General features: G+C 51.3%; 11 protein-coding genes. 8 read left to right on the forward strand and 3 right to left on the reverse strand.

Translation table 11 applies throughout. The features are described from left to right. Position 1 precedes the first annotated feature (1 nt). From CWS43_RS22770 to CWS43_RS22780, 3 genes are all read left to right on the forward strand, one after another. Entirely contained in the window at positions 2-280 is a 279-nt protein-coding gene (locus tag CWS43_RS22770; RefSeq protein ID WP_101079421.1) for a DUF1145 family protein, read from the forward strand. Positions 281-500: 220 nt separating this feature from the next. Then, entirely contained in the window at positions 501-1,127 is a 627-nt protein-coding gene (locus CWS43_RS22775; protein ID WP_101079422.1) for a lysoplasmalogenase, read from the forward strand. Positions 1,128-1,354: 227 nt separating this feature from the next. Continuing rightward, positions 1,355-3,724, forward strand: a complete 2,370-nt coding sequence (locus CWS43_RS22780; protein ID WP_101079423.1) for a zinc/cadmium/mercury/lead-transporting ATPase — start codon at positions 1,355-1,357, stop codon at positions 3,722-3,724. 17 nt (positions 3,725-3,741) lie between these two features. Here the strand turns inward: CWS43_RS22780 and tusA are convergent, their stop codons facing one another. Next, positions 3,742-4,002 (reverse strand): sulfurtransferase TusA, encoded by a 261-nt coding sequence (gene tusA / locus CWS43_RS22785; RefSeq protein WP_101079486.1) that lies wholly within the window; start codon positions 4,000-4,002, stop codon positions 3,742-3,744. Between the two features lie 216 nt (positions 4,003-4,218). Between tusA and CWS43_RS22790 the strand changes: the two genes are divergently transcribed. Further along, entirely contained in the window at positions 4,219-4,890 is a 672-nt protein-coding gene (locus CWS43_RS22790) for a 7-cyano-7-deazaguanine/7-aminomethyl-7-deazaguanine transporter (protein ID WP_101079424.1), read from the forward strand. A 131-nt stretch (positions 4,891-5,021) separates the two neighbouring features. After that, positions 5,022-5,588 (forward strand): DcrB family lipoprotein, encoded by a 567-nt coding sequence (locus CWS43_RS22795; protein ID WP_101079425.1) that lies wholly within the window; start codon positions 5,022-5,024, stop codon positions 5,586-5,588. Between the two features lie 49 nt (positions 5,589-5,637). On the opposite strand, the gene CWS43_RS22800 is transcribed toward CWS43_RS22795, so the two are convergent. Together CWS43_RS22800 and CWS43_RS22805 are read right to left on the reverse strand one after the other, a co-directional pair. After that, entirely contained in the window at positions 5,638-6,750 is a 1,113-nt protein-coding gene (locus CWS43_RS22800) for an ABC transporter ATP-binding protein (protein ID WP_101079426.1), read from the reverse strand. 275 nt (positions 6,751-7,025) lie between these two features. Continuing rightward, complete coding sequence (locus CWS43_RS22805; RefSeq protein ID WP_101079427.1) at positions 7,026-8,051, reverse strand: LacI family DNA-binding transcriptional regulator; 1,026 nt, start codon at positions 8,049-8,051, stop codon at positions 7,026-7,028. Positions 8,052-8,316: 265 nt separating this feature from the next. On the opposite strand from CWS43_RS22805, the gene CWS43_RS22810 reads away from it, so the two are divergent. Genes CWS43_RS22810 through CWS43_RS22820 form a run of 3 tightly spaced genes read left to right on the forward strand, consistent with a single transcriptional unit; the run spans position 8,317 to position 11,330 of the window. After that, entirely contained in the window at positions 8,317-9,579 is a 1,263-nt protein-coding gene (locus CWS43_RS22810; RefSeq protein ID WP_101079428.1) for an ABC transporter substrate-binding protein, read from the forward strand. Positions 9,580-9,582: 3 nt separating this feature from the next. Then, positions 9,583-10,452: a carbohydrate ABC transporter permease gene (locus CWS43_RS22815; RefSeq protein WP_101079429.1), complete on the forward strand. Its 870-nt coding sequence runs from the start codon at positions 9,583-9,585 to the stop codon at positions 10,450-10,452. Positions 10,453-10,472: 20 nt separating this feature from the next. Next, on the forward strand, positions 10,473-11,330 hold the full coding sequence (locus tag CWS43_RS22820; protein WP_369825936.1) for a carbohydrate ABC transporter permease: 858 nt from the start codon (positions 10,473-10,475) through the stop codon (positions 11,328-11,330). The last annotated feature ends 9 nt before the right edge of the window (positions 11,331-11,339 follow it).

Genomic DNA, 11,339 nt, shown 5'->3' on the forward strand with positions numbered 1-11,339 from the left:
GATGTTGATCAATATTGGTCGGTTGTTGATGTTGTGTATTTGGGCGTTTCTGGCGTTTAACCTGATTCACCCTTTCCCGAAACCGATCAAATACTTTTTAGACGTGGCGATTGTGTTCATGTTCTTTATGCACGGCTTGCAGGTGATGCTGCTCAAAGCCACGCAGGGCAAAGAAAAGGACACCATTGGCGGCTGGCTGCAAACCCGTATTTTCCTGTTCGGCGTGTTTGAATTGCTGGCCTGGCAGAAAAAACAGCCTCCGTTGCCCAACAAAAAGTAATCCCCGTTTTACGGCGCGTCCTGCGCCGTAAAAAGCCCCTCTGCGGCCGCTATTCTTCAACTCTGCCTGAACAGACGGCCTGATAAGGTTATTTCTGATTGTCTGCGGCACCGCGCCTCTCCTACACTGAGAATAAGTACGGGAAAACAGGATGTGTTTTCCTGAAGGCAGATCCTTGCGTTGGTTTTACCTTCTGTTTTTAAATATAAAAGGATAAACAATGAGTTGGCCATTCCTCGCAGTGTTTTTCTCAGGCTGGTTGTTCGTTGACGCCAGCTATCGCGGCCCGCGCTGGCAACGCTGGGTATTCAAACCCGTCACCTTATTATTGCTGCTTTTACTCGCCTGGCAGGCACCGACGCTCAATGTTTACAGCTATCTGATCCTGCTGGGTCTGGCCGCAACGCTGGTCGCCGACGGCCTGCTGTTGCTGCCGGAAGAGCGGTTTATGTACGCCATCGGGGCGTTTTTCCTCTCGCATCTGCTGTATACGCTCAGTTTTGCCAGCCAGATGACGATTACGTTCTTCTGGCCTTTGCCGCTGACGCTGCTGATTATCGGCGCGATATTACTGGCGGTGATCTGGACGAGGCTGGCGGAACTTCGCTGGGCAGTGACCACTTACATCGCGATGACGCTGCTGATGGTCTGGCTGGCGGGTGAACAGTATTTCGCACGCAGCACCGACATGGCGTTCTCGCTGTTTTGCGGTGCTGCGCTGCTGTTGCTCGGGAATATTTTCTGGCTCACCAGCCGCTATCGCTTCACTTTCCGCGCCTCCGATGCGCTGGTTGCCGCATGTTATTTCGGCGGGCACTTCCTGATCGTCCGCTCGCTGTATTTGTAGTTAATTCAGAACGATACGCTGAAATCCTCAAAATAGTTCGAGTTGCAGGAAGGCAGCAACCGAAGGAATCCCGATGAGCTTACTCCGGTAAGTGATTCGGGTGACTGAGAGCAGCTAACGCATCTGCAGCTCGAAGTATGAAGGGGATTTAAATTTTGCTTGACCTTAGAGCTGACTCCAACGTTTACACTGAGTGCAATTCCACTCGGTTTTAAACCGGAGGCACTATGACCCCACTTCAAAAAAACACCGGATGCAGCTGCGGCTGTCAGGCCAAACGTGGCCCCGCGCTGCGTATCAATAAAATCAGCGCACCGGTTCAGTCCGGTACACATCCTGCGGGCTGCTGTGACACGCGCGCAACGCTGGCGGTTTCGGCCAGCGCGGCCACAGACAGTTGCGCTACCGACAGCTGCTGCACACCGAAATCCGGTGAGCACTCACACACTTCTGGCGACGGCAATGCAGAAGGCTCGCCGGGGGAAGATGCTCCCGAAGCCGCGCATTCCGGTGACTTACAGTACAGCTGGAAAGTCGCCGGAATGGATTGCCCTGCGTGCGCCCGCAAAATTGAAAATGCCGTCTCCGGCCTCGAGGGCGTCAGCCGCGCCAGGGTCTTATTTGCGACAGAAAAACTGGTCATTGATGCGGGTTATGACATTTCACACAATGTTCAGCAGGCCGTTATCGCCGCCGGTTTTACGCTGCAATCTCTCGATAAAAAAACCGCTGCTTCTGAACCTGAAGCGTCCCGCCTGAAAGAAATGCTGCCGCTGATCGCCCTGTCGGTGCTGATGCTGCTGAGCTGGGCGCTCGATCACGTCAGCCCGCAGGCGGGTAAAATCGCGTTTATCGCCACCACGCTGGTCGGGCTGTGGCCGGTGCTGCGTCAGGCCATCCGCCAGACGCGTTCCGGTTCGCCTTTTGCCATCGAAACGCTGATGAGCATTGCGGCGCTCGGTGCGCTGTTCATTGGTGCGACCGCCGAAGCCGCGATGGTGTTGCTGCTGTTTATGGTGGGCGAGCGTCTGGAATCCTTCGCCTCGAGCCGCGCGCGCAGTGGCGTGAAATCCCTGATGGCGCTGATCCCGGATACCGCCGTACGCGTGGTGAACGACAAAACAGAAACGGTGCCGGTCAGCAGCCTGCGCCCCGGCGATATCATTGAAATCGCGGCGGGCGCGCGCCTGCCCGCAGACGCCATTTTACAAGGCCACGCCAGTTTCGATGAAAGCGCATTAACCGGCGAATCAGTGCCCGTTGAACATCAGCCCGGCGAAAAAGTCCCGGCGGGAAGCCTCTGCGTTGACCGTCTGGCGCGCCTTGAAGTGGCTTCCGCGCCCGGCAACAGCGCGATTGACCGCATCCTGCAACTGATCGAAGAAGCCGATGAGCGCCGTGCGCCGATCGAGCGTTTCCTTGATACCTTCAGCCGTTACTACACGCCGATCATCATGCTGCTGTCGCTGCTGGTTATTATCATTCCGCCGCTGGCGATGGGCTTATCGTGGGAAACCTGGATTTACCGTGGCCTGACGCTGCTGCTGATTGGTTGCCCGTGCGCGCTGGTGATTTCCACTCCGGCGGCGATTACCTCCGGTCTGGCGGCGGCAACGCGTCAGGGCGCGTTAATTAAAGGCGGTGCGGCGCTGGAACAGCTGGCGCTGATTGAAACCGTCGCGCTGGATAAAACCGGCACGCTGACCGAAGGCAAACCGGAAGTCACGGACGTTTTCGCGCTCAATGATACCAGCGAAAAAGAACTATTAAGCCTGGCCGCCGCCGTTGAAGAAGGTTCGCACCACCCGCTGGCGCAGGCGATTCTGACCCGCGCACAAGAGAGTAATCCGGTGCCGATGACGGCGCAGAACCGCCGCGCGCTGGCCGGTTCCGGCGTGGAAGGCGTGGTATCTGGCAGTAAGGTTCAGGTTCTCGCGCCGGTGCGTGTGGCGGAACCGGTACTGACGCTGGAGGCCCGCGCGCAAATCACGGACTGGGAATCGACCGGCAAAACGGTCGTTGTGGTCTTAAAAGATGAAACAGCGGTCGGGCTCATCGCGATGCAGGATCGTCTGCGCGACGATGCGGTGAATGCGTTGCAGAAACTTAAAGCGCTGGGCGTGTCTGCGGTGATGCTGACCGGCGACAACCCGCGTGCAACGAAAACTATCGCGGATCGCCTGGGGATTGAGTTCCGCGCGGGCTTATTGCCTGCGGACAAAGTCTCGGCAGTCACCGCGCTGAATGCGGTTAAACCGGTCGCGATGGTCGGCGACGGCATTAACGATGCGCCCGCCATGAAAGCCGCTACGATCGGGATTGCGATGGGAAGTGGCACCGACGTGGCGCTGGAAACCGCCGACGCGGCGCTGACGCACAACCGCCTGAGCGGGCTGGCGCAGATGATCAGTTTGTCACGCGCAACGCGGGCGAATATCCGTCAGAACATCACGATTGCGCTGGGGCTGAAGGCGATATTTCTGGTGACCACGATTATGGGGCTGACCGGTTTGTGGCTGGCGGTGCTGGCCGATTCCGGCGCAACGGCGTTAGTCACTGCCAATGCCTTGCGGCTGTTGCGCAAGAAATCACACTGACCGTCAGGGCTGAGCAATCAGCCCTGCTTTTCCACCAGACCTTTGCACAGCAAATAGCGGTACGGCAGGTTTTCCGTATCAGACGCTAAAAGCCGGTGTTCCATAAAACGGCAGAAACCGGGAATATCGCGGGTCGTTGCCGGATCATCAGCGACGATCAGCAGCGTTTCGCCGTCTTTCATGGTACGCACCGCTTTGCGAACCATCATTACAGGTTCCGGGCAACGCAGACCCGTCGCATCAAGCTGATGGTCAGGATTGATAAAGGGGTCGGTCATTTCGTGTCTCAACATCTTCATACGTGAATGCGCGACAGTTTAACCCGCTGGTTTTCTGGTGCAACAAACAAGGCTCATTGCGCTAAAATTAACCATCGAATCTGTTGCGCAAACGGTGCGCAAACAGGTACTATGCGCGCCGCACTAAAATACCGGTGCAAAAGAAAATGACACTCTTGGGTTCCCTCACCCCAATTCACTAAAAAGGTCACATCTATGTACTCCTTTACTGCTCAACAGCGGTTTTCCGCGTTGATATGGCTTTCGCTATTCCACATCGCCATCATTACCTCCAGCAACTATCTGGTTCAGCTGCCTGTCTCCATTTTTGGTTTCCATACCACCTGGGGCGCGTTCACTTTTCCGTTTATTTTCCTGGCTACCGATCTCACGGTGCGAATCTTTGGCGCACCGCTGGCACGCCGGATTATCCTTTCCGTCATGATCCCGGCACTGGCAATCTCTTACGTGATTTCCGCACTGTTCTTTGAAGCACAGTGGCAGGGCGTTGAAGCGCTCAGCAGCCTGAACATCATGGTCGCCCGCATCGCAACTGCCAGCTTTATGGCTTACGTGCTGGGACAAATCCTCGACGTTCACGTGTTCAACCGGCTGCGTCAGAACCGCCGCTGGTGGATTGCGCCGGTCGCTTCGATGTTCCTCGGCAATATCAGCGATACGCTCTCCTTCTTCTTCATCGCGTTCTACAAAAGTACCGATGCCTTTATGGCGGCGCACTGGGTAGAAATCGCGCTGGTGGATTACAGCTTCAAAGTGCTGATCTGCCTGGTGTTCTTCCTGCCAATGTACGGCATGTTGCTCAACATGTTGCTTAAGCGGCTGTCGGCGCACGGAAATCACAAGGCTTCTGCGGTCAGCGCGCACTAAGAGTGACGACGGCGTCTCAGATGACACAAATCGCGCCATAATCTGACTTGCATTTGTGGCCTGAATAGGTTGCCATAACGGCTGTTAAGTCAACATGTAAGCCTGATAGACAGGCCACTTAAGGAAGCCCGATGCGTAATGTCGCAAAAATGATGGGAATGGCAGTACTGATCGCCGGTCTGGCTGCGTGTGATGGTAAATCAACAGATGCGCCAGCCGCAGATAAAGGCGCACCTGCCGCAGCAGCCGCCGCGGCGACCACGCCAGTCAGCCTGCTGGACGGCAAAGTGACTTTCTCCCTGCCGCAGGGAATGAGCGACCAGAGCGGTAAGCTGGGCACTCAGGCAAACAATATGCACGTCTACGCAGACAGCACTGGCCAGAAAGCGGTGATTGTGATCCTGGGTGATAACACCACTGAGTCACTGGACGTTCTGGCAGGTCGTTTACAGGATCAGCAAAAAGCGCGCGATACCAATCTGCAAGTCGTCACCAATAAATCCATTCAGGTGAACGGCCAGACGTTGCAGCAATACGACAGCGTGATCACTTCTGCCGGTCAGAAAGCGTATTCATCTATCGTGCTGGGCAAAGTCGACAGCCACCTGCTGACGCTGCAAATCACGCTGCCAGCGGATAATCAGCAACAGGCGCAGACCGATGCCGAAGCGATTATTAATACGCTGAAAATTCAGTAAATTCAGATGTTGTGAAAATATCAGGCGGGGCTCAGGCTCCGCTTTTTTGTCATTGCCCCATGAGGAGCCCGGGCTGATTTATGCCATCGCAGGCAGTCGCGGGGATGCATTTGCCCGCTTCATTAAACAGTAAGATACTTTCTGCATTAAACCCAAAATTGATCGGCGTATCTTTAGCAAAGGAGAGCTGTTTCGACGATTTCATTTTCAGGATGTGTTCGCCAAAACGCGCGTACACCAGCGTGGAATCACCCTGTAATTCGGTGAAATCGACGAAAACTCCGAACTGATGATCCGTCACTTCATTAAGGCGCAACAGTTCAGGCCGGATTGCCAGCGACACCATTTGTCCTTCGTGAACCACCGGGAATTTATCTCCGAGCGGGAACATTGGCTGCCCGTTAATGCACAACTGACGGCCGTTAACCTGCGCCGGGATGATATTGATTTTCGGCGTGCCAATAAAATTGGCAACAAACAAACTGGCGGGAGAATTATAGAGTTCCACCGGCCTCCCGATTTGCTCAATGCGGCCCTGGTTGAGCACCACAATCCGGTCCGCCAGCGTCATCGCCTCAACCTGATCATGGGTCACATAAATCATGGTATTTTTCAGGCGGGCGTGTAGTTGACTGATTTCCTGACGCATCTGCACGCGCAGTGCGGCATCAAGGTTCGACAGCGGCTCATCAAACAAAAATACTTTCGGCTGCTGAACAATGGAACGCCCGATGGCAACGCGCTGACGCTGCCCGCCGGAAAGATTTTGCGGTAACCGGTCGAGCATCTCATCCAGCCGCAAAATAAGAGCCGCTTCACTGATACGCCGCGCAATTTCATCCGGCGGTGTGCGGATATTCTTCAGGCCAAAGGCCAGATTCTGCCTGACTGTCATGTGCGGATAAAGCGCGTAGGACTGAAAGACCATCGACAGGCCGCGTTTCCCGGCAGCCAGTTCCGTCACATCAGTTTCCTCAATGTGAATACTTCCAGCGCTCAGCGAATCCAGCCCAGCAATCATGCGCAGTAAGGTTGATTTACCGCAGCCCGACGGGCCAACCAGCACCAGGAACTCACCAGAATGGATCTCCAGAGATAAATCGGGGATCACGGCTGTCTTGTCATAGTATTTTTTGACATTTTTTAGCGTTAAACCTGACATAGCGTTGTCCTTGGAAACAAAAAGATGAGCGGTTATGCCCCGGTAAGGGCGAGCAGTTTGCGTGTGGTTTCGGCTAATAACGCGGTGGAATACCGGGTTTCTACGTTCGGGGCGATAAAAATGCGCAAACGCAGAACCGATACGGCATACAATATCCTCGTTTAATTCAGAACCCAGAATGCCGCGTATATCGTAAGCTTTAAAAACACGTCAATAAGGCTATATTCCATCCGGGAAATAGAAATAAAAATTTGCGTTTATGGCCCCACCGTAAATCAGGTAGAACCACGAATAATTAACGTAAACTCAAGGTCGTAGTGAATATTAGTTCTCCCTTCCAACAACAACGCCGCGGCTATACTCCCTTTTTTAACCGGATCCTGTGCGATGGTGGTCAGTCCGATTTGATCCTCTAATCTGGGGATATTATCGAAGCCGGTAATGGCAAGGTCTTGCGGAATATTTAAACCAGTCTTCCGGCAATAATTAATTGCGCCCTGAGCGAAACGGTCAGACAGACAAATAAGTGCCGTCATTTCGGGATTTATCGCCAGAAGTTCCTGCGCTGCTATTTCACCAAACTTTTCGTGATGGGGGGTTTCGCAAAGAAAGCATTTATTCAGATCAATATCCCATTCCCGAAAAGTATCCACACAGGAATTCACGCGGGTTAGCATGACGTCGTTATCGCCATAAACACCCTCACTCAACGGCGTTAAACCATTTCGCCCTTGCAGTGAAGGGAAGGAAATAATCCCAAACTCACGATGCCCTTTTTCGAGCAGATGTAAACAAATTTCCTTCATCGCCCTGTAGTTATCAATTGAGACGCTGCTGTGTGGCGGAATTTTAAAATCCGTCGTCACAACGGGCATATTTTTTGACAGCGCCTTAGCGATAATCTGATCATTATTGTGCGTCGCATTCAGGATATAACCATCCACCGCCGTGTTGATAACACTGGCCAGCGCGCCTTGCCCATTATACAGCGGGATCAGGATGATGCTGACCCCATTCCGATCGCATTCACCGGCAACCCCCTGCATAAGCTGCACGTCATGGCTGTCTGTAAATACGTAACTGAGCGTGTCGTTAAAAATAATGCCAATGGCATCCGATCTGCCGGTTCGCAGAGCACGCCCCAAATTATCCGGTCCGTAAAAATTAACGGAATGCGCATAATCTATTATTCTTTTTCTTAAAGACACGGATAACTTACCCGGATTATTAAATGCATTCGACACCGTCGTATGTGTCACACCCAATTCTATCGCAATTTTTTTTAGCGTTATTTTACTCACTACAAAATCCTTTAAACAAAGAAATTCACCTCTCTGAAACTAATTAACCCGCCAACATATGCTCACAAACCCCTCCCTTTTGCAACGAATATAAAAATAAAGTTTAACGTTAAACAAAATCATTTATGTGACCGTAATAACGTTTGTTCATTGAATGTACGTGCTAGCGTTTAAAATAGAATCTCATTCATAAAATAATAATATGAGTAATCATTAAATATAATTACTAATTATGAACCATACCCTAATGGATATAGGAAATAGCATGAAAAAAATGAAACTGGCCGTTATTGCGGGTATCACGTTATTTATTTCTGGCTGCGGACCTGATGAGAAAGATCAAACCAGCATCAAAATGTGGATTGCGCCAAATATTACTCAGGAAGTGTATTGGGGTGAAGTAGTTAAAGAATGGAACACCAATCCGGCGAACAGAAAAGTGGAATTCACCCCCATTCCGGCAGCAGGAAGTTCCGAAGAAGCCATTATGAACGCGCTGGCGTCGGGGACAGAACCGGATATTTCGACCAATATCTTTATCGGTTTTGCACGTCAGTTAGCTGAGCTGAAACAGCTCAATGATTATTCCAAAATGCCCGGATTTCAGGCTCTGGTCGAAACCCGACATATGGGGAAAGCGGTGGCGTCATGGCAGTTCGACGGGCAGCAAAATGTTATTCCGATTTATATCAGCCCGGTGGTGTACTGGTGGCGCAGCGATCTGCTGGCAGAACAAGGTTTTGACCATGTACCGGCCACGTATGACGAGGTTTATACACTGTCAGAACGGATGACGCAAAATCACAAAGGCTACAGCCTTCAAATCACCAGCGGCAAAAACTGGTGGGATCGCTGGTTTGATTTTATTCCATTGTATTACGCCGCCTCTCAGGGCACCCCTTATATTCAGGGCAACAAAGCCAGCTTTGATAATGACCCCGGCCGCCAGACCTTGGCCTTCCTCAACAAAATGTTCGTGAACAAGTGGACGAGCTACGATTTCAGCGCTTCGGATGATCCGCTGGCGACCGGCGCTGTGCTGGGCGCAGTACGCGGGCCGTGGGATATCGGGCGCTATGAAAAACAATTCCCCGAGGTGTTAAAAACCATCCGTATTGGCCCGATGCCGACGCTAACTGGCGAACCCGGCGTAGCCACCATGGCAGACAGCAAAGGGATCGTGATGTTCAGCACATCGAAAGTGCAGGACGACGCCTGGAAATTTATTCAATGGGTATACAGCGATCCAAAACACGATCGCCGCTGGCTGGAACTCACCGGAATGCCGCCTGCCCGTGAAGACTTGCAGAGCAACCCGATTTTTGAAGAGTACCTGCAACAGCACGCATTAGTTAACGCTATCGCTTCTTACGTTCCGAAAGCCGTTCCACCTGCTCCGATTACTCAAACGGTCGAAGTCCAGCGGACGATGACCCAAATGATTGAAAAGCTGGTGTTTAAAAACAGCCCGATACCCGAGGTTATTCAAGAGTCTTCCCGCGAGATCGACAAAACTCTGGGGCAGTAAGAGATGATAAAAATGAAGGAGTCATCGCTCGGAGGAATTTTGGCTTGCACTTACCTCGGATATTCCCTGGTATTTTGGCTATATCCGTTTCTCTGGCTGGCGGTGTTGAGTTTTACCGACTGGAAATTTATTGGCACACCGTCTTTTAACGGAGTGAAGAATATTGTCGCCGTTATGCAGAACCCTTTATTCTGGGCGTCGATTTATAACGTCTTTAAATTTCTAGTTTACTATCTTCCCATTGTATTTGTGTCTTCATTACTCTTTGCATTCGGGTTAAGAAAGATAAAATACGGCAAAGCATTTGTTGCTCTGAGTTTTCTTCTCGCTAATGTTTCCTCCGGCGTGGCGTATTCTATTGTATTTTCCAAGCTGTTCAGCGAAACGGGGCCGATCAATACGTTTCTGATAAATATGTTAGGTATTAGTGTTCCATGGTTTACCCATCCTGATTTCGCCATGTTATCTATTGCCCTTATTATTACCTGGAAATTTGTCGGCTACTACGGGCTAATTTTTTATTCCGGGTTGATTACTATTCCCAAAGATATTTACGATGCTGCCGATCTCGATCAAGCCACCAGCATTGGGAAAATATGGCATATCACCTTGCCCCTGATGAATGCTCAGATAGTCATGGTTCTGGTTCTGGCGATCACGGTGGCCTTCAGTATTTTCACCGAACCGTATCTCATCACCGGCGGTGGCCCGCTGGAAAGCACCACCACGCCAATGGTGGTGATGTATGAAGCCGCCTTCCGGCAGATGCAGCCAAGCTGGGCTGCCACCATGTCGATTATTGTCGCCTTATTCAGTTTTTCACTGATCTGGGTATTGCGCCGGTGCCTGGAAAAGAGAATCGAGATCGTATGATGAAGACAAAATCTGTGGGGATGCGGACAGACTCTCCCCCTCAAAAATATCAGATAAAAAGAACCCTCGGTTCCGTGGTGATCCACCTGCTGATGTTTATACTGGCAATAACCTGGCTATATCCGTATTTATGGATGTTCATCGGTTCATTCAAAAATACATCCGATATTTATACCACTTCCCTTTTCTCCGGCCCGCTGTCATTCGATAATTATACATTCCTGTTCGACGGTACGGGTAAGGCGGAAAAGCCGTTCCTGCGCACCTTATTTAATTCCATATTCATTACGTTAACCATAACGGTTTGCGTCACACTGACTTCGTGTTTGATTGGTTATGCGCTGGCTAAAATGGAATTTAAAGGCCGGGATATATTTAAAAACCTGCTCATCCTGCAAATAGTCTTTCCCGCATTTATGTTTATTATTCCGCATTTTGTGCTGATGCGGGAACTCGGCATGATTAATTCCTATGGAGCACTTATTTTACCGTTCGTCATGAATGGTTGGGGTATTTTTATGATCTCCCAGAGCTTTAAAGGCACTCCAAATGACTATATTCATGCCGCAAAATTAGATCACGCCGGTCTTATCAAGATTCTGCTCCACGTCATGCTGCCCCTCAACAAATCGATTCTCGCTATCGTCGCGATTTTTACCTTTACCAGTGCCTGGGATAATTTCCTCTGGCCGCTAATTGTCATGCAAGACGTTAACAAAATGCCGCTTTCCGTTCTTCTGGCGACGTTCAGCAAATCGTATGGCGTGTATGTCGGTCCGGTGCTGGCGGGGTCGGTAGTACAAACTTTACCAATCGTCGTTTTGTTTGTCCTCTTCAGGAAGCATTTCCTGGAAGGGATGTCGCTTTCACTTAAGTAACAGGCGTGA

The sequence above is a fragment of the Rahnella sp. AA genome (assembly GCF_002834385.1).
Lineage (GTDB): Bacteria > Pseudomonadota > Gammaproteobacteria > Enterobacterales > Enterobacteriaceae > Rahnella.

Bases quoted from the DNA above. Each gene is read 5' to 3' on its own strand.
- CWS43_RS22770 (WP_101079421.1), top strand. From the start codon at position 2: ATGTTGATCAATATTGGTCGGTTGTTGATGTTGTGTATTTGGGCGTTT.
- CWS43_RS22775 (WP_101079422.1), top strand. From the start codon at position 501: ATGAGTTGGCCATTCCTCGCAGTGTTTTTCTCAGGCTGGTTGTTCGTT.
- CWS43_RS22780 (WP_101079423.1), top strand. From the start codon at position 1,355: ATGACCCCACTTCAAAAAAACACCGGATGCAGCTGCGGCTGTCAGGCC.
- tusA (WP_101079486.1), bottom strand. From the start codon at position 4,002: ATGACCGACCCCTTTATCAATCCTGACCATCAGCTTGATGCGACGGGT.
- CWS43_RS22790 (WP_101079424.1), top strand. From the start codon at position 4,219: ATGTACTCCTTTACTGCTCAACAGCGGTTTTCCGCGTTGATATGGCTT.
- CWS43_RS22795 (WP_101079425.1), top strand. From the start codon at position 5,022: ATGCGTAATGTCGCAAAAATGATGGGAATGGCAGTACTGATCGCCGGT.
- CWS43_RS22800 (WP_101079426.1), bottom strand. From the start codon at position 6,750: ATGTCAGGTTTAACGCTAAAAAATGTCAAAAAATACTATGACAAGACA.
- CWS43_RS22810 (WP_101079428.1), top strand. From the start codon at position 8,317: ATGAAAAAAATGAAACTGGCCGTTATTGCGGGTATCACGTTATTTATT.
- CWS43_RS22815 (WP_101079429.1), top strand. From the start codon at position 9,583: ATGATAAAAATGAAGGAGTCATCGCTCGGAGGAATTTTGGCTTGCACT.
- CWS43_RS22820 (WP_369825936.1), top strand. From the start codon at position 10,473: ATGCGGACAGACTCTCCCCCTCAAAAATATCAGATAAAAAGAACCCTC.